The sequence below is a fragment of the Polaromonas sp. genome, assembly GCF_031411155.1.
GTDB lineage: Bacteria > Pseudomonadota > Gammaproteobacteria > Burkholderiales > Burkholderiaceae_C > Polaromonas.
The window spans coordinates 1-17,717 of record NZ_JANOAL010000185.1 but is presented as its reverse complement, the minus strand read 5'-3'; the positions used below and the strand labels follow the sequence as shown (position 1 = coordinate 17,717).

General features: G+C 62.3%; 18 protein-coding genes and 1 pseudogene. 13 read left to right on the top strand and 6 right to left on the bottom strand.

Annotated elements, in window-relative coordinates; genetic code table 11:
• Positions 1-250: DUF167 domain-containing protein (locus RMO23_RS11820; protein WP_309681697.1), on the top strand; the 250-nt coding region annotated here is incomplete at its 5' end.
• 50 nt (positions 251-300) lie between these two features.
• Here RMO23_RS11820 and RMO23_RS11815 read toward each other — a convergent pair.
• Entirely contained in the window at positions 301-1,476 is a 1,176-nt protein-coding gene (locus RMO23_RS11815; RefSeq protein ID WP_309681696.1) for a PQQ-dependent sugar dehydrogenase, read from the bottom strand.
• A gap of 279 nt (positions 1,477-1,755) precedes the next feature.
• On the opposite strand from RMO23_RS11815, the gene RMO23_RS11810 reads away from it, so the two are divergent.
• Complete coding sequence (locus tag RMO23_RS11810) at positions 1,756-2,382, top strand: C40 family peptidase (RefSeq protein ID WP_309681694.1); 627 nt, start codon at positions 1,756-1,758, stop codon at positions 2,380-2,382.
• Positions 2,383-2,951: 569 nt separating this feature from the next.
• The gene (locus RMO23_RS11805) at positions 2,952-3,500 is read left to right on the top strand and encodes a cupin domain-containing protein (RefSeq protein ID WP_309681692.1); all 549 of its coding nucleotides are present in this window, start codon (positions 2,952-2,954) and stop codon (positions 3,498-3,500) included.
• Between the two features lie 22 nt (positions 3,501-3,522).
• On the opposite strand, the gene RMO23_RS11800 is transcribed toward RMO23_RS11805, so the two are convergent.
• The 4 genes and pseudogenes from RMO23_RS11800 to RMO23_RS11785 form a co-directional block, all read right to left on the bottom strand.
• On the bottom strand, positions 3,523-5,313 hold the full coding sequence (locus tag RMO23_RS11800) for a winged helix-turn-helix domain-containing protein (RefSeq protein WP_309681690.1): 1,791 nt from the start codon (positions 5,311-5,313) through the stop codon (positions 3,523-3,525).
• Between the two features lie 114 nt (positions 5,314-5,427).
• Positions 5,428-5,844, bottom strand: a pseudogene (locus RMO23_RS11795) (dihydrolipoyl dehydrogenase); the annotation flags it as partial.
• Between the two features lie 173 nt (positions 5,845-6,017).
• A complete protein-coding gene (locus tag RMO23_RS11790) occupies positions 6,018-6,311 on the bottom strand; it encodes a type II toxin-antitoxin system ParD family antitoxin (RefSeq protein WP_309681688.1) in 294 nt (97 codons plus the stop codon).
• Positions 6,312-6,446: 135 nt separating this feature from the next.
• Positions 6,447-7,352, bottom strand: a complete 906-nt coding sequence (locus tag RMO23_RS11785; RefSeq protein ID WP_309681686.1) for a LysR family transcriptional regulator — start codon at positions 7,350-7,352, stop codon at positions 6,447-6,449.
• A gap of 163 nt (positions 7,353-7,515) precedes the next feature.
• Here RMO23_RS11785 and RMO23_RS11780 point away from each other — a divergent pair, with 163 nt between their 5' ends.
• A complete protein-coding gene (locus RMO23_RS11780; protein WP_309681684.1) occupies positions 7,516-8,166 on the top strand; it encodes an NAD(P)H-dependent oxidoreductase in 651 nt (216 codons plus the stop codon).
• A gap of 118 nt (positions 8,167-8,284) precedes the next feature.
• On the opposite strand, the gene RMO23_RS11775 is transcribed toward RMO23_RS11780, so the two are convergent.
• Positions 8,285-9,184 (bottom strand): LysR family transcriptional regulator, encoded by a 900-nt coding sequence (locus RMO23_RS11775; RefSeq protein ID WP_309681682.1) that lies wholly within the window; start codon positions 9,182-9,184, stop codon positions 8,285-8,287.
• Between the two features lie 121 nt (positions 9,185-9,305).
• Here RMO23_RS11775 and RMO23_RS11770 point away from each other — a divergent pair, with 121 nt between their 5' ends.
• From RMO23_RS11770 to RMO23_RS11730, 9 genes are all read left to right on the top strand, one after another.
• Positions 9,306-10,343, top strand: coding sequence for a cupin domain-containing protein (locus RMO23_RS11770; protein WP_309681680.1), 1,038 nt, complete (start codon positions 9,306-9,308; stop codon positions 10,341-10,343).
• A gap of 18 nt (positions 10,344-10,361) precedes the next feature.
• Entirely contained in the window at positions 10,362-11,072 is a 711-nt protein-coding gene (locus RMO23_RS11765; protein ID WP_309681678.1) for a fumarylacetoacetate hydrolase family protein, read from the top strand.
• A 44-nt stretch (positions 11,073-11,116) separates the two neighbouring features.
• Entirely contained in the window at positions 11,117-12,310 is a 1,194-nt protein-coding gene (locus RMO23_RS11760) for a 3-hydroxybenzoate 6-monooxygenase (protein WP_309681676.1), read from the top strand.
• Positions 12,311-12,324: 14 nt separating this feature from the next.
• The gene (maiA, locus tag RMO23_RS11755) at positions 12,325-12,963 is read left to right on the top strand and encodes a maleylacetoacetate isomerase (protein ID WP_309681674.1); all 639 of its coding nucleotides are present in this window, start codon (positions 12,325-12,327) and stop codon (positions 12,961-12,963) included.
• 94 nt (positions 12,964-13,057) lie between these two features.
• Positions 13,058-14,239 (top strand): ABC transporter substrate-binding protein, encoded by a 1,182-nt coding sequence (locus tag RMO23_RS11750; RefSeq protein WP_309681672.1) that lies wholly within the window; start codon positions 13,058-13,060, stop codon positions 14,237-14,239.
• Positions 14,240-14,280: 41 nt separating this feature from the next.
• On the top strand, positions 14,281-15,138 hold the full coding sequence (locus RMO23_RS11745) for a branched-chain amino acid ABC transporter permease (protein ID WP_309681670.1): 858 nt from the start codon (positions 14,281-14,283) through the stop codon (positions 15,136-15,138).
• A 20-nt stretch (positions 15,139-15,158) separates the two neighbouring features.
• Positions 15,159-16,157: a branched-chain amino acid ABC transporter permease gene (locus RMO23_RS11740; protein ID WP_309681668.1), complete on the top strand. Its 999-nt coding sequence runs from the start codon at positions 15,159-15,161 to the stop codon at positions 16,155-16,157.
• A complete protein-coding gene (locus RMO23_RS11735; protein ID WP_309681666.1) occupies positions 16,154-16,906 on the top strand; it encodes an ABC transporter ATP-binding protein in 753 nt (250 codons plus the stop codon). The genes RMO23_RS11740 and RMO23_RS11735 overlap by 4 nt, the downstream gene beginning before the upstream one ends.
• Positions 16,899-17,606: an ABC transporter ATP-binding protein gene (locus tag RMO23_RS11730; protein WP_309681664.1), complete on the top strand. Its 708-nt coding sequence runs from the start codon at positions 16,899-16,901 to the stop codon at positions 17,604-17,606. Before RMO23_RS11735 ends, RMO23_RS11730 begins: the two co-directional genes overlap by 8 nt.
• The last annotated feature ends 111 nt before the right edge of the window (positions 17,607-17,717 follow it).

Below are 17,717 nucleotides of genomic sequence, written 5' to 3'. Positions count from 1 at the left end.
CAAACCGGGCGCCGGGCGCGACGCGATCGGCAAACCCAGGGGCTCGCAACTCAAGATCAGCGTCACGGCAGCCCCGGTGGCGGGCAAGGCGACCGACCACATGCTGCGCTTTCTGGCGCCGCTGTTCGGCGTACCGGTCGGCAATATCGAAGTGGTGTTTGGCCAGGAAAGCGTCAACAAGCAACTGCGCATCACGGCGCCCAAAAAACTGCCCGCGGTGTTTACGGCGTGCAGCAGTCCACCGAGCTAGCCTGCCATCCACGACCCGCCTGGGTCGTCCATTGAGGCGCTAAGGAAGCGCTAAACACCGGGCAGCAGACGGATCAGCTTGCCATTGCTGCTGTCGGTCAGCACGTAAAGCAGGCCATCGGGGCCCTGCCGGACGTCGCGAATGCGTTCCCCTAGCTCGGCCAGAAGTTTGCTTTCGCGAACCACCTTGCCGCTGTAGGGCGCAGCCAGTTCAATCCGGTCCAGGTAGGAAAACTTGAGCGAACCGACAAACAGATTGCCCTGCCAGGCCTTGCCGTAGCGCTCGCTGGTCAAAAAAGCCATACCCGAGGGCGCAATCGAGGGCACCCAGTAATGCAGCGGTTGCTCCATGCCGGCTTTGCTGCTCAGGCCTTCGCCTATCTTGCCGCCGCCATAGTTTTCACCATAGGTAATCACCGGCCAGCCGTAGTTGGCCCCCGCCTTCGGGATGTTGATTTCGTCGCCGCCCTGCGGCCCGTGTTCGTGCATCCAGAACCTGCCGTCGGGCGCCAGCGTGGCGCCCTGGGCGTTGCGATGGCCGTAGCTCCAGATCTCGGGCAGGGCACCGGCCTTGCCGACAAACGGGTTGCTATTGGGCACCGTGCCGTCCTTGTTGATGCGCACCACCTTGCCGTGGTGGTTGTCCAGCGTCTGCGCATCTTCCTTGCGCGAAAAACGCTCGCCCAGCGTCAAAAACAGCATGCCATCGGGCTGGCCGCCAGAAGCCCCGTTCGCGCCCGGGCCGCGGCTTTCCACGATGCGGCAGCCGAAGTGGGCGCTGCTGGCAAATTTGGGCTTCTGGCTGAAGATGACTTTCACCCCTTCCAGCCGCGACTCGTCGGCGCTCAGCGTGGCGCGGGCCAGCGCCGTGCTGTTGCCGCTGCCGCTGGCCGCCGGCTCGGAAAAGCAGAAATACAGGCTGCGGTTGCGCGCAAAGTCGCTGTCGAGCAACACATCGAGTAGCCCGCCCTGCCCGCCCGCGGCAATGTCGGGCAGCCCGGCCACCGGCGCGCCCAGCTTGCCGTCGGCCTGCACCACCCGGAGCCGGCCCGGCCGCTCGGTGACCAGAAAACGGCCCTCCGGCAAAAACGCCACGGCCCAGGGATTTTGCAGCCCGCTGGCCACGGTTTGCGGCCGTACCGATTGCGCCTGGGCGGCGTGGCCCAGCAGGCAAAACGCTATTAAAACAATAGCTGACTGCGCACGTTGTATATGGGCTAGCGGCATATTTGGCTCCTTAAATGGCTTCGCCGGCCGGCGGCTTGACGTTTCATGGCTTCCAGCCGGCAAATATCCCACGTCAGGCCCCCATTTGCCGGCTCCCGGCCGTCTGCCCAATGGCGATCATCCGGGGCGTGCCCTGCAGCGTTTAGCCAGAAACCCGCCATGACTGCTTTCGCGCAATGTCAAGACCCGAATTAAGCTTTACAAATCAATGGCTTGAAATATCAATCTAGAAACAACATAAATTGACGTAGGACGATTCTTTCAAGTATCCTAGCGACCATGCGAATGAATGCCCCTGCCCTCGTCATTGCCTCTGCCGCGTTGCTGGCCCTCAGCGCCCAGGCAGCGCCAGGCAACACCGGCGACGACATGGACAAGCTGCTGGCCGACAAAGGCCTGCTGACGCAAATTGACCAGGTTCGCCAAAACGTCAGCCACAAGGCGTCCGAGCTGGTGGTCAACGCCATGGGCTTTTTGGGCGTGCCCTACAGGCGCGGCGGCAACACCGCCGAAACCGGTTTTGACTGCAGCGGCTTTGTCCGCGCCATCTACGAGCAAAGCGTGGGCCTGCTGCTGCCGCGCCGCGCCGAGCAACAGGCTGCGGCCACCCAGAGCATCGACAAAAATGATCTGCAGCCCGGCGACCTGGTGTTTTTCAACACCCTGAGGCGCACCTTCAGCCATGTCGGCATTTACGTCGGCGACGGCAAGTTCATCCACTCGCCCAAACCCGGCGCCGAAGTGCGGGTTGAGAGCATGACCGTCAGCTACTGGCAAAGCCGGTTTGACGGCGCCCGCCGCGTCGCCGCCCAGGCGCGCGAGGCCCTGCCTTTCCGCCAGTCCCAGCCCACGGCGGCTGACATCCAGGCGCGCCTGCTCATGGAGCAGGAACAAAACCGGCGCTAAGCTGGCCCGGCCGCTGTCAACAGCAGCCTAGACCCGGCGCGATGCAGCGCCACAAACTCCCCGATGGCTACTGGAAAAATTCGTTTGCGCAAGACTCCGCGAGTCAGGCTGGCGGCCGCTTTGCTATTGATTCAATAGCTGGTTGTACCCGCAGTTAGTGGGCCGCAGGTGTTTTTGGCACCCAAGGCCGCTGAAAATGCCATTTCCGGGCTTGGCGACAAGTCGCTGGTTCTGCCATGGCATGGTCCAAACCGCCTTACCGAATTCAGGCGTTTTCAGACCATTTCAGGGTTTCTTCAAGACTTATCCGGCCACGTTGGCCACAGTGAAGGAGTTGCGGCTTCCAGCAACGTTTGACCATTCACCAAGGAGTCACCATGAACCGTGTGCGGTTTTCAGGCGGGTTGAATCATTTCCGACGTTGACACCCTGATCCAGCGTCTGAATTCAGCGCAATTCACGCTTCTTTCAGCCCATTTTCAAGACTTCTGCCTGGCTCGCAAGCATACTTTTTTGCACCACTTTGCGTGCCGAATTTTTCTTTAACCAGCCTTTACCAGGAGGACACCATGTACAAACTGTCAGAAGTTCAGATCGACGGCCAGATCAAAAAGAATCGGGCTCTTTCATCAATCAAGTCAGACACCGGAGCCACAAAGCTTGTCACCTGGGCTGCGGGTCTGGCGCTCAGCCTGACCCTATTGGGCGCCTATGCCGCGGATGAGCTGCCTGAGGGCGCCGTCAGAATAACCACCGAGGAACTGACATGGAAACCGGGACGGGTCCCCGGACACGAGATTGCCGCCTTGATTGGCGACTCCAGCAAACCCGGGCCGTATGTCGAGCGGGTCAAGTTTCCTGCCAACAGCATTTCGCAGGCTCATTCCCATCCGGAAGCCCGGGCCTACACCATCATTTCAGGCACCTGGTACGTGGGCTACGGCGACAAGTTCGATCCGGCGAAACTCAAGGCGCTGCCAGCGGGGAGCTTTTATACCGAGCCGGCCAATGTAAACCATTTCTCCCAGATCAAGGAAGATGATGTGGTCGTTCAAATCGTGGGAGGTGGACCGACCGCAACCCGCTTCGTTGACCCGGCCAACGCGCCTAAAAAGTAGTGCTAGCAGGGAAGGCGTGGCCTCAAGGTTGCGGGGCCTTTTCCGGCAGCCCGGCCAGCTTCAGGCCGCGCAGGTATTCGGCGTGCCGGGCGGTGAATTCAGGCCGCGCCGGTGGCCACTCGGACTCGCCCTGGGCGACGGTGAAGGCTGGCCAAAGCTGCAGTAGCTTGGTCGCTGCAGCCTGCGCGCAGGGCTGGTCACCCGCCAGTGCGCAGACGGAAGCCAGCATGGCCCAGGCGGTCCGGTCAACCAGGGGCACCTGGGTCGCGGCTTTGGCGTGCGCCACGGACGATGGCAGGTCGCCATCGTGCAGGTACGCCAGGGCCAGATAGCGCTGGAAGCGTGACATGCGCGGGTCGCGTGGACTGATGGCCAGCGCACGTTGGTAAAGCGCGATGGCCTCCCTGTCTTGCCCCCGCATCAGGTGCGACAGGCCGAGGTAGTAATAGGCTACCGGGTGCGAGGGGTTGGTGGCGATTTCATGTTCCAGCGCCTGCTGCGCTTCTTCATGCCGGCCGCGCAAGGCCAGTGCCGCGCCATACACCGTGTGCACCAGGGGATGGTTGGGGTCGATTTCCATGGCACGCCGCGCTGCGGCTTCAGCGCCGGCGATGGCTGCCTCGGCGGGAATCGTCTGGCTGATTCTGGCGCGCAGATGCCAGCTGGCCATGGTTTTCCAGGCGAGCACCGAACGGTCATCCAGTAGCAACGCCTTCTTGGCGAGTTCCTTGGCGCGTGCCACATCGGCGGGTGAGCCGCGGTTCCAGGCGGCCCAGGCTTCCAGGGCTAACTCATTAGCTGCCGGATTGCGTTCTGGATGGCTTTCAATGCGCTGTGCCTCTGCCGCCACCAGCCGAACGTGCAGGGTGTTGGCGACGCGGTCTGCCACCTGCCGCTCGGCGACGTGCAGATCGGCCAGCTTGGTATCGAAGCGCTCAGTCCACCGGATGGCGCCACTGTCGGTGTCGGCCAGGTAGAGGTTCATCGTCACCTGATCGCCTTCCCGGTCGACGCTTCCAGCGACCAGGTAGCGCACGCCCAACTCGCGCCCGACCCTGCGCACATCGGTGCCAGCGGCCGAGTAGGCCTGGGTGGAGACGCGGGCAATGACGTGGGAGCCAGGGATTCGGGACAGGTTGGTGGTGAGGTCTTCGCCCACATTTTCGGCAAACCAGGCCTGGTCAGACGCGGCGGCACGGCTCTGGAACGGCAGAACGGCCAGCGAGAGGCGCACCGGTTCGGAATGAGGGACAAGTTGCAGGCCCAGCCAAAGGGCCGCACTGAGCAAGATCCCGAGGGCAGCTGCGCCAGCGAGCAGCCAGCGCTTTGACTTGATGTCTTTTGGCCCGTCGTGGCTATCGGGAGTAGCGCCTTGACGCGTTGCAGCGGCAGCCGCTTGGCCATCGCCCCCCAACGCCAGGGAGCCCGGCAGCTGCGCTCCCAACACGTCACGAACCACAGTCACCCGGACGATATAGCCGCGCCGGGCCACGGTTTCAATCACATGACCGTGCGCTGGCCCGAGCATGCCACGTATCTCCGAAATGCACTGCGCCAGGGAGTTGTCAGTGACGACAGTTTCGCCCCACACCGATTGGGTCAGTTTGTCATGGGTCAGGAGGTGCCCGGCGTGTTCCAGCAGTTGCGTCAGCACGGCCGCAGTTTGTGGACGCAAACGCCGTTCAAGGCCCGCTGTTCGCAGCGTTCCGCTCAACTGCTCGAACTCTGCGTCGGCAAAGCGAAAAACAACAGTCGGCAGCAACTCCATGAATCCGGTCCTTCCGCAGATAGGAAATCCAAGCGTCCCGTCCAAGTATCGTATCCCGATGCTGTCGTGAAAACCAAAGTTGTTGTGTACCTGCGGCGCAGACGGCACAAAGCCCGGACCTGTGAAGGTCCGGGCCTTTGCAAGTAGCTTGCCGCGTGTTTACTTGCGCGCCGGTGGCAAATCCGTACAGCTGCCGTGCGCCACCTCAGCCGCCATGCCGATGCTTTCGCCCAGCGTCGGGTGTGCGTGAATGGTCTTGCCGATGTCCACCGCGTCGGCGCCCATCTCAATCGCCAGCGCAATCTCGCCAATCATGTCGCCGGCATGGGTACCGACGATGCCGCCACCCAGAATCTTGCCGTGGCCATGCGCTTCGGGGGACTCGTCAAACAGCAGCTTGGTGAAGCCTTCATCGCGGCCGTTGGCAATGGCGCGGCCCTAGGCCGTCCACGGGAACAGGCCTTTTTTGACCTTGATGCCTTGCAGTTCACCGGCAATCACTTCCGCAGCCACATGCGCTTCATGCACCGCCTTGTGCGCCAGCATGGACTGGCCCACGATGTCGCCGATGGCGAACTGAGGGGCCTTGGCCATGCGGCCAGCCTCACAAGCTTGCGTTTGAATGCCGTGCTGTGTCTGCGTTGGGTGGTTTTGGCAGGATTTTGGGGAGCTTCCATGGTGTGCACTTATCCGGGTTGAGTGCACACCATCAGGGAGTGCAGCTCCTCGGATACTGCCTGGCCCATCAACTACGCGCAAGAATGGTATCCGTCGGAAGCCCACTTTTTGTGTTCGGCGGCAAGCCTTTTTCGAACCTGGTCAGCGGTGACAGCTCGCGACGGGTCAGCTTTCAGGGCGTCATAGGCGGGGCCTACTTGCTGGTGAAGCCAGTTCTCCATGGCTCGGTCGCGGGCCATCAGGGCGCGCAAACCGTCCCGTATCACTTCGCTTTCAGTTGCGTAGGCACCAGTTGCGACTTTGGCTTTCACAAGACCTGCCATCTCATTTGGGAGCGTGATACTCAATTGCTGGGTCGTGCGCATGATGGGCTTTCGTTGAGGCAAGTAGGATTAAATCATACGCTTTTGATACTCTAGTTTCAACAGGCTCCTGCGGGCCGTGCCTGACAAAAATGCCGGGCGGTGGCGGCAATCAAAAAAACAGCAATTGATCCAGCCTCAGACCAGCTCTTCCCCTTGCATGTGCGCGCCCATGAAGTCCAGAAAGCTGCGCACGGCCGGCACCTGGCCGCGGCGCGACGGGAACACCGCGTGCACCATGCGCGGCCGCAGCGACCAGCCCGGCAGCACCGGCACCAAAAGCTGGGCCTGCTGCTCGGCTTTGCTCACCATGTCGGGCAAAAAGCTGATGCCGGTGCCGGCCAGCACCGCCAGCTTCAGCGTTTGCAGGTCATCGGCCACGTAGCGCGGCTGATGCGCAAACTCAAATTCCTGGCCCTCGGGCCCCACCAGCACCCAGGCGCTGCGACCGTCGCTTGACGACATGGCGACCGTGTCAAGACTGGCCAGGTCTTGCGGCGTGGCGGGCGCGCCCTGCCGGCGCAGTTGCCCGGGGCTGGCCAGCAAATGGCCGCAGGTGGCGCCCAGTTGCTTGACCACCAGGCTGCCGCTGTCGTCCAGCGTGGGCCGCACCCGCAGCGCAATGTCGAGGCCCTCTTCCACCAGGTCCACCACCCGGTTGGTCACCCGCATGTCCACCCTGACCTGCGGGTACAGCGCCATGTAGCGCGGAATCAAATAGCCCAGCGTGCCCTGCGCCAGCGTGACCGGGCAGGCAATGCGCAGGGTGCCGCGCGGCTCCACCTGCATGTGGGCCACCGCCTCGGCGGCGGCCAGCGCCTCGTCGCGCATGGCGCTGCAGTGGCGCAGGTAGATTTCACCGGCCTCGGTCAGCGATAGCTTGCGCGTGGTGCGCTGCAGCAGGCGCACCCCCAGCCGCGCTTCGAGTTCGGCCACACGGCGCGACAGGCGTGACTTGGGCAGGCCCAGCGCCCGCCCGGCAGCGGCAAAACCGCCGCGCTCGGCCACTTCGGCGAAATACAGCATGTCGTTCAGGTCCAGCATCGGGCGTCCTCCTTGTGTGTCAAATTGTCCTACGGGCAGGACAATCTATCGCGATTTTGCCAACTTATCAAGCAATCGCATCACCGGCACAATCTATCCCATGGCAAGCGATGAGGTACACGCCAAGCCATCCCTCCGATTCCCTCAATTTAAGGATTTCACCATGAGCAAGCTTCTTCACATCGACTCCAGCATTCTTGGCGGCAACTCGGTTTCGCGCCAGCTCACGGCCCAGATCGTGGCCTCCTGGCGCGCCAGCCACCCTGGCGTCGAGGTCAGCTACCTGGACCTGGCGGCTGACACCCCCAGCCACCTGTCGGCCGAGTCGCTGGGCTTTCGCCTGCCCGCCGGCACCGACCTGAGCGCCGTGCAGCAGCGCGAAAACGCCGTGTCGGAAGCGCTGGTCGCGCAGTTTCTGGCGGCCGACGTGATCGTGGTCGGCGCGCCGCTGTACAACTTTGCCATTCCGAGCCAGCTCAAGGCCTGGATTGACCGGGTGGCGCAGGTCGGCCGCACCTTCAAATACACCGAAAAAGGCCCGGTCGGCCTGGCCGGCGGCAAAACCGTGATCGTGGCCTCGACCCGTGGCGGCGTCTATTCGACCAGCGATGCCGGCAAGGACATGGAGCACCAGGAAAGCTATTTGCAGACCGTGTTCGGCTTTTTTGGCATCACCGACGTGCGCTTTGTGCGCGCCGAAGGCCTGGCCATGGGCGAAGCGGCCAAGGCTGACGCACTGGCCGCCGCCGAGCTTGAAATCACCGCGCAAACCCGGACTGCGGCCAACCAGCCGCAAGTCACTGTGGCAGCCTGAAGTTTTTCAGCGCCCCCAAGAAAGCCCGCAACTGCGGGCTTTCTTGCGTCAGGTGCCAGCGCTTCAAGCCCGCCCGAAAAATGAAAGGCGCATCCGCGCATGGCTGCGCTGGTGGCTTTCAACTCGATTCAGAAAGCAGGTCGGCGATGACACGGCGCAACCATTTGGTGCCCGGGTCGTTGTGGTAGCGCTCGTGCCAGTGTTGCTTGACCTCATAGGCCGGCAGCGGAAATGGGACGGGGAAAGTGCGCAGCGCGCCACGGCCATGCAGCACATGGCCCAGGCGTTCGGGAATGGTGATGATCAGGTCGGTGTGTTCGACCACCAGCGCCGCCCCAATATAGTTGGGGATTTTGATGGAGATGCGACGTTTGAGCCCCATGCTCGCGAGTTCCTGGTCGATGATCAAGGGCGCGGGGCCGGAAGAGCTGATGACGGCGTGGTCCTCCGCTTCAAATTGTTGCCGGGTGAGTCCGTCAACAATCCGCGGGTGCTGCGCACTGACCATGCAAACAAAATTCTGTTTGAACAGGACGGTCTGGTAGAAGCCCGCCTCCAGCTGCGGCATGTAGCCCAACGCCAGATCCGCCTCCCCGCTCTCCAGCAAACGTGCCACGTCATCTGAGAGTGGAATGATTTCGATGTGAATGTGGGGCGCTGTCACACGAATCTTTTCCCACAGCTCGGGCAAGAGCACCAGTTGGCTGATGTCGGTCATGCAGATGCGAAAAGTCCGCTCTGACGACACCGGATCAAAGTCATTGCGATGCCCCATCACCACGTCGAGCGCTTCCAGAACGCTGCGCACGGGACGGACCAGCCCCTCGCCAAATGGCGTCGGCTCCATGCCTGTGGACGTGCGTACGAAAAGCTGATCCCCAAAATGGTGGCGCAACTTCGATAGCGCAACGCTCACGGCGGGTTGACCCAGGTCGAGTGCGGTTGCAGCTCCGGTCACACTGCGCGCCTTGTAGATTTCATCAAATACCGACAGCAGGCGAATATCGATCGAGTTCATGGTGGTGGCACTATTCGAATTGTGAATACCACATATTAAGGCCATTGCATTTACAGCATGTTGACCGCCTTTTACGATTCACCCCATCGCAAAATTGACACCCGATGGAGAAGGAATCGTTATGCAAGAACTGGGTCGACTCGAAGATTTACCGGACGAATACCGCGCTGCGCTGACCGCGCAAAACCTGGTTCCCCTGTGGCCCAGCCTGCGGGCCGTGTTGCCGCCCGGCAAGCCGATGCCGCGGACGCGTCCAACCTGCTGGCCTTACCAGGACCTGCGCGCCCTGCTGCTCAAGGCCGGCGAGCTGACGCCGATTGAAAAAGCGGAGCGCCGCGTGCTGGTGCTCGCCAACCCGGGCCATGGCCTGGAAAAGATGCAGGCCTCATCGACCATTTACCTGGGCATGCAGTTGCTGCTGCCAGGCGAATGGGCGCCGGCCCACCGGCATACGCCGAACGCGGTGCGGATGATTGTGGAGGGCGAAGGCGCTTACACCACCGTGGATGGCGAAAAGTGCACCATGAGCCGGGGCGACCTGATTCTGACGCCGACCGGACTCTGGCACGAGCATGGCCACGACGGCGACAAGCCGGTGGTCTGGCTCGACGTGCTGGATTTGCCTCTGGTCTATTACATGGAGGCGTCCTATGTGACCGAAGGCAAGGCGCAGACGGTCACTGGCGTGGCCGCTGATCAGTCTTACCAGCGCGGCGGCGTGGTGCCCGCGCCGGTGTTCACCCGCGCCGAGCAGCCGTTTCCGATGCTGCGCTACCCCTGGGTGGATGTGCGTGCGGCCCTGCAGGCACTGGCGGCCAGCCAGCCAGCCATCGAGGCGGTTCAGGTGGCCTATGTCAACCCGGAAACCGGGGCGGACTGCCAGAAGATCCTGGGTTTCTCAGCCTTGATGCTGCGCCCCGGCGAACGTCTGGCCCTGCCGGCCCGATCCACGGCCATGGTGTTCCACCAGATCGAGGGCGGCGCCGATGTCGCCCTGGAGGGCCAGCAGTTCAGCCTGGTCGAAGCCGACACCTGCTGCATCCCCGGCTACACGCCCGTGACCCTGAGCAACCGCTCCGCCGATCAGCCCGCCTTTATTTTCATCGCGGACGACGCGCCGCTGCAAAAGAAGCTCGGCGTCTACGAAGTTCGCAACTAAATATCAAGAAAGCACCCCATGACACAAACCAACTACCTTTGGACCCCTCCCCTGCTGTCTTCGCTGCCGGTGCGCGGCATTGTTGCCCGTTTTCCCATCAACCGAATTTTCTGCGTGGGCCGCAACTACCACGCCCACGCCGTCGAGATGGGTAGGCCGGTGGACAAGAGCACGGCCAGGCCTTTTTACTTCACCAAGTCACCGTCCACCCTGGTCGAGTCAGGCGCTACCGTGCCATATCCGGCCGGCACCAGCAACTACCATTTCGAGATGGAACTGGTGGTCGCCATAGGCGCTTCGGGTTTCCGGGTCAGCGAAGCGGATGCCCCGCGCCTGATTTACGGTTACGCCGCCGGTCTCGACATGACGCGCCGTGACCTGCAACTGGTGGCCCGTGATCAGGGTCGCCCGTGGGATCTGGGCAAGGATTTCGAGAAGTCCGCCGTGTGTGCCGAGATCGTGCCCGTGGGTGATCTGGGCGTGCTGAGCAGCGGTGCCATCAAGCTGCAGGTCAATGGCGAAACCAAACAGACCTCGGATCTGAGTCAGCTGATCTGGAACATCCCGGAACTGCTGGCCGACCTCTCCCAGTTTTATCACCTGGAGCCGGGCGACCTGATTTATACCGGCACACCGGAAGGCGTGGGCGCAGTCAAGTCGGGCGACACGATCACCGGCCATGTGGACAAGGTGGGTGATGTGTCACTCACCATTGGCCCAGCGGAATAAGCAACACACGACATCGCAACCCACGGAAACCAGGAGACAAAGAAATGACACAGCAACTTCCCGTCATCGTCGCCGGCGGCGGCATTGGGGGGCTGGCCACCGCGCTGGCCCTGGTGCGCCAGGGGTTTACCGTCAAGGTGCTGGAGCAGGCGCCCGAGATTGGTGAAATCGGTGCCGGCATCCAGCTTGGCCCCAATGCCTTCCACGCCTTCGATGCCCTGGGCATAGGCGACAAGGCACGCAGCCGCGCGGTTTTTACCGACGAGATGGTGATGCATGACGCGCTCGACGGATCGCTGGTCGGCCGTATCCCGACGGGCGAGGCTTTTCGCAAGCGCTTCGGCAACCCTTACGCGGTGATCCACCGCGCTGATGTGCATCTGTCGTTGCTCGAAGGCGCGCAGGAAACCGGTCGCGTCGAATTCCTGACCTCGACCCGGGTTGATCGCATTGAGCAGGACGCCGACAGCGTGACGGTTTACGACCAGCACGGCACAGCCCATCGCGGCGTGGCGCTGATAGGTGCCGACGGCGTGAAGTCGGTGGTGCGCCAGCAATTCGTGGGTGACCCGGCGCGTGTGACGGGCCATGTGGTTTTCCGCGCCGTGGTCGACAAAGCAGATTTCCCGGCGGACCTGCAGTGGAACGCGGCCAGTATCTGGGTCGGCCCGAACTGCCATCTGGTGCACTACCCGCTGCGCGGCGGCGAGCAGTACAACGTGGTGGTGACCTTTCACAGCCGCAACCAGGAAGAGTGGGGGGTGAGCGAAGGCAGTGCCGAAGAAGTGCAAAGCTACTTCCAGGGCCTCTGCCCGCAAGCCCGTCAGTTGATTGACCTGCCCAAGAGCTGGAAGCGCTGGGCCACCGCCGACCGGGACCCCATTGCGCAGTGGAGCTTTGGCCGTACCACCCTGTTAGGCGATGCGGCCCACCCAACGACCCAGTACCTGGCACAAGGCGCCTGCATGGCCATGGAAGACGGTGTGACGCTGGGCGAAGCGCTGCGGGTCAACAACAACGACTTCATCAAGGCGTTTGACCTGTACCAGCGTTCACGCATTACCCGCACGGCCCGCATCGTGCTCTCAAGCCGCGAGATGGGTCGCATCTACCACGCCAAGGGTGTCGAGCGACTGGTCCGCAACGACCTGTGGAAGGGCCGCACGCCCGAGCGTTTTTATGACGCGATGGAGTGGTTGTACGGCTGGAATGTCACTAACTGCCTGGCCGCAGGCTGACTTAAGGCGCAATGATGCAACTCCATAATTTTTTCCGCAGTGGCACTTCGCACCGCCTGCGCATCGCGCTGAACCTGAAGGGCTTAGCCTACGAGTACGTGGCGGTTGACCTGCGCACCGAGGAACATCTCGGCGCCGCGTTCAAGGCGCTCAACCCGCAGGGCCTGGTGCCCGCGCTGGTGGAGGGCGATCTGGTGCTGACACAGTCTCCTGCCATCATCGAGTGGCTGGAAGAACGCTATCCCACGCCACCGCTATTGCCCCCTGATCTGGAAGACCGGGCCAGGGTGCGGGCCATGGCGGCGCTCATTGGCTGCGACATCCATCCCATCAACAATCGCCGCATTCTGGAATACCTGCGCAAGACGCTGGGCGGCGATGAGGCCGCTGTGCTCGCCTGGTGCGCCACCTGGATCAATGATGGGTTCAACGCGCTGGAAGCGATGCTGGCCGCCGACAAACAACGCGGTGCCTTCTGCTTCGGCAACACCCCGACCTTGGCCGATGCCTATCTGGTGGCGCAAGTGGAAAGCGCCCGTCGTTTCAAGCTCGATCTGACGCCGTTTCCGAATATCGTTGCCATCGACCAGGCCTGCTCTGGACTGGACGCCTTCCGGCGCGCCGCCCCTGCCGCACAGCCAGACGCCAAATAGTCTGAGCAATCGTTAACCACAGTTTCAAACCGGCGGAGCAATCCCGCCCCGCCTTCCCTGCCTGCCTGCCACTAAAGAAAGAAAGAGACAAATCATGCAAGTTAAAAAATTCAATCTCCGCCTGGCCACCCTGGGTGCCTGCGCCCTCAGCCTGGCCGCAACGCTGGCATCCGCTGCTGAACCTTTGAAAATCGGTCTGGTGCTGCCCATGTCAGGCCCGTTTGCCTCCTATGGCAAGCAGATCGAACACGGTGCGCGGCTTTATCTGGCACAAGCCGGCGGCTCATTTGCGGGCCGCAAGGTCGAGCTGATCATCAAGGATGACACCGGTGTTGCGCCCGAGATCAGCAAGCGCGCAGCGCAGGAGCTGCTGGTCAAGGACAAGGTCGATGTGCTGGCCGGCTTCGGTCTGACGCCCTCGGCCTTCGCCGTGGCGCCGATTGCGACCGAAGCCAAAACGCCGATGATCGTCATGAACGCGGCCACCTCATCGATCACGACCAAATCCAATTACATCCTGCGCGTGTCGCACACGCTGCCGCAGGTCACCGCGCCAGTCGCCAGCTGGGCGGTCAAAAACAAAATCAAAAAGGTCTACACCCTGGTCGCAGACTTTGGCCCCGGCCATGACGCCGAAGCCCAGTTCAAGAAAACCTTTATAGCCGCAGGCGGCGAAATCGTCGGCGAGGTGCGCACCCCGGTGAAGAACCCTGACTTCGCGCCCTTCCTGCAGAAAATCAAGGATGCCAAGCCCGAAGCCGTGTTTTTGTTTGTGCCGCCCGGCGAGCAGACCATCGCCTTCATGAAGGGTTTCGTCGAACGCGATCTGGCCAAGGCGGGCATCCGCATCATCGCCACCGGCGACCTGACGGACGAGGATGTGCTCGAAGGCGTGGGCGACAACGCCTTGGGCATTGTCAATTCCTTCCATTACTCCGAGGCGCACAACTCGCCTGAAAACAAGGCCTACGTCCAGGCCTATTACAAGGCCTACCCGAAAGACCGGCCCAACTTCATGTCGGTCAGCGGCTATGACGGCATGCAGCTGATTGCCAAGACGCTGGAGAAAACCGGTGGCGACGCCAGCGGCGACAAGTTTCTCGCGGCGGCCAAGGGCATGGCCTGGACCAGCCCACGCGGCCCCATCAGCATTGATCCGGCGACCCGCGACATCGTGCAAACCATCTACATCCGCAAGGTCGAGAAGGTGGCGGGCAAGCTGCAGAACGTCGAGTCCGAGCAGACCCCCAACTTCAAAGATCCGGGCAAGCCCTAAGCGCAGCCACCTCTGCTGCCACAGCTACACAGGTCATCAACATGACAGTTCTATTTGACGGCATCGCCTCGGGGATGCTGCTGTTCCTGATCAGCGTCGGCCTTTCGGTCACACTCGGGCTGATGAATTTCGTCAACCTCGCCCATGGCGCTTTTGCCATGGTCGGTGGTTACGTCTGCGTCACCCTGCTCAACCGGTTTGGCGTGCCTTTTCTGGCGTCATTGCCGCTGGCGGCCCTGCTGACGGCTGCGGTCGGCGTGCTGCTGGAACGCACGCTGTACCGCCGCCTGTATGCGGCGACCCACCTGGACCAGGTGCTGTTTTCCATCAGCCTGGTCTTCATGTCGATTGCTGCGGCGCATTACTTCTTCGGGGCCCAACAGCAGCCGCTGACCCTGCCCGAGTTTTTGCGCGGTCAGATCAAGCTGCCGGGTCTGGACATGGGCGTTTATCGCCTGTTCCTGATCGTTGTCAGTCTGGCGATTGCGGTGGGCCTGCAGCGCATGGTCGGCGGCACGCGTTTTGGCGCCCAGTTGCGTGCGGCGGTTGACAACCCGCGCGCCGCCCGTGGCGTCGGCATCAACGTCGAACGCATCTTCACGCTGACCTTCGCGCTGGGCTCGGCGCTGGCCGGACTCGGCGGCGCGATGGGCGTGGAAATGCTCGGGCTGGATCCCAGCTTTCCGGTCAAGTACATCGTTTACTTTTTGATCGTGGTGGCGGTGGGCGGCAGCGGCAGCATCGCGGGTTCGCTGCTGGCCTCGCTGATTCTGGGCGTGGTCGATGTGGCCGGCAAATACTACGTGCCGCAAGTCGGCGCCTTCCTCATCTACGCCGTCATGGTGGTGATGCTGGTGGTGCGCCCGCAAGGCCTGTTTGGTCGCCGTGCAACGCGTTAAGTACCGTTAAGGACATCAACATGACTCATCCCACCCTCAACCTGTCGCCGCTCAAGGCGGCTGATCGCTGGCGTCCGGCAGAGCTGGCGTTCTGGCTGCTGCCGGTGCTGGGCTACTTCGTCTTTCCGGAAAATCTGGTGTTGCTGACCCAGATCGCCATCACCGCCCTGTTTTGCCTGTCGCTGGATCTGATCCTCGGCTACGCCGGCATCGTCTCGCTCGGCCATGCCGCTTTCTTCGGGGTCGGCGCCTACGTCGCCGGTCTGCTGGCCGCCCATGGTTTTGGCGAACCCCTCATGGGCCTGGGCGTAGCGGCAGTCATCAGCGCCCTGCTGGGCTTTGTCACCAGCTTTCTGGTGCTGCGCGGGGCCGACCTGACCCGCTTGATGGTGACGCTGGGCGTCGCGATGATGCTGTATGAGTTGGCCAACAAGCTCACCGCCATCACCGGTGGCGTGGACGGCCTTCAGGGCATGGAAATGCAGCCCATCTTCGGCCAGTTCCGCTTTGACCTGGTCGGCAAGACCGCCTACTGGTATGCCATAGCGGTCCTGTTCATCCTTTTTTGGGTGGCGCGCAAGCTGGTGCACAGCCCCTTTGGCCTGAGCCTCAAGGGCATACGGCTCAACGTCGGACGCATGCCGGCCATAGGTGCGCCGGTCAATGCCCGGCTGTCTGCGGTCTACACCCTGGGTGCGGCTTATGCCGGTGTGGCGGGTGCGCTGATGGCCCAGACCACCCAGTTTGTCGCCCTGGATGTGCTGGCCTTCAACCGGTCCGCCGAACTGCTGCTGATTCTTGTTTTGGGCGGCTCCGGCTGCCTCTATGGCGCGGTGATTGGCACCATTGTTTTCATGTCGGCCCACCATGTGCTGTCCGACATGAACCCCGAATACTGGCAGTTCTGGCTGGGCGCACTGCTGCTTCTGATCGTGCTGTTCGCCCGCGATGGCGTGATGGGTGGCCTGCGCCGTCTGGAGCGTTTGATCAGCCGCGTCAAGGGAGGGACCGCACCATGAGCTACGCCCTGCAAACCAAAAACCTGGTGAAGAAATTCGGCGGCTTCGTGGTTACCAACGATGTCAGCCTGAATGTGGAGGCCGGGGCGCGCCATGCCCTGATTGGCCCGAACGGCGCCGGCAAAACCACGCTGATCAACCTGTTGACGGGTTTTCTGGAGCCGACCAGTGGACAGGTCATCTTTCAGGGCCATGACTTGACCCATCTCAGCCAGCACAAACGCGTCAAGCGCGGTCTGGCACGCACCTTCCAGATCAACCGGCTGTTTGCCGACCTGACCGTGCTCGAATCGGTGGTCATGGCGGTCAATGAGCGCCTGGGCCTGGGGGCCAGGTTCTGGAAGCCGGTGGGGGCCTATGCCCAATCGGTGGACGAAGCCGCCACCTTGCTGGGCACCCTGCGACTGCTCGACGTGGCCCATGAAAAAACCCGCAACCTGGCCTATGGCAAGCAGCGCCTGATCGAAATAGCGCTGGCGCTGGCGGCCAAGCCACGGGTGTTGCTGCTGGACGAGCCGGCGGCCGGTGTGCCCACCAGCGAAAGCCGGGAACTGTTTGAGTCCATCGCCGCGCTGCCGCGCGACGTGACCATTTTGCTGATAGAGCACGACATGGATCTGGTTTTCCGCTTCGCCGACCAGATTTCGGTGCTGGTTAATGGCGCGCTGTTGACCCAGGGGACGCCGCAGGCCATCGCCAACGACCCCCAGGTGAAAGAAGTTTATTTGGGGGAGGCCGTCCATGACTGAGCTGTTGCGTCTTGAAAAAGTATGGGCCGGCTACGGCGAGGCCGTGGTGCTGGAGGATATTTCCTTCACCCTGAATGAGGGCGACAGCCTTTCCTTGCTCGGCCGCAATGGCATGGGCAAGACGACGCTGCTCTCCACCCTGATGGGCGCGGCCAGCTACCGCTCCGGGGTCATGCGTTTTGCCGGTCAGGACCTGGCCAGCGTGCCGGCCCATGCGCGGGCCCATCTGGGGCTGGGCTGGGTGCCACAGGAACGGGACATCTTCCCGTCGTTGACGGTCCAGGAGAACCTGACGGTCGTGGCCAGCCTCGGCCCCTGGAACCTGAAAAAAGTTTTCGAAATGTTCCCGCGTCTGAACGAGCGGCGGGGCAACATGGGCAACCAGCTTTCAGGCGGCGAACAGCAGATGCTGGCCATAGGGCGGGCCCTGATGCTCAACCCCAAATTGCTGTTGCTTGACGAGCCGCTGGAAGGCCTGGCACCGCTGATCGTTCAGGAGTTGCTGGCTATCATCCAGAAGCTGACCGAGGAGAGTGGCATGGCGGTCATTCTGGTGGAGCAGCATGCGCGGCAAATCCTGCCACTGACCCGCCAGGCGCTAGTGCTGGAGCGCGGCAAAGGCGTTTACCAAGGCAGCAGCGAGACCCTGCTGAATGACCGCGCCCTGCTCGATGGCTGGCTGGGCGTCACGGCCCACTGAAAAATAGCCCGTACTACAGACTATTTTTTTGATGCCTAGCGGGCGTCAAGCGTGTTTTTTCACCCAAGCCACGTAGTCATTGACCCAGCCCTGCAAAAACTTGTGGCTGGC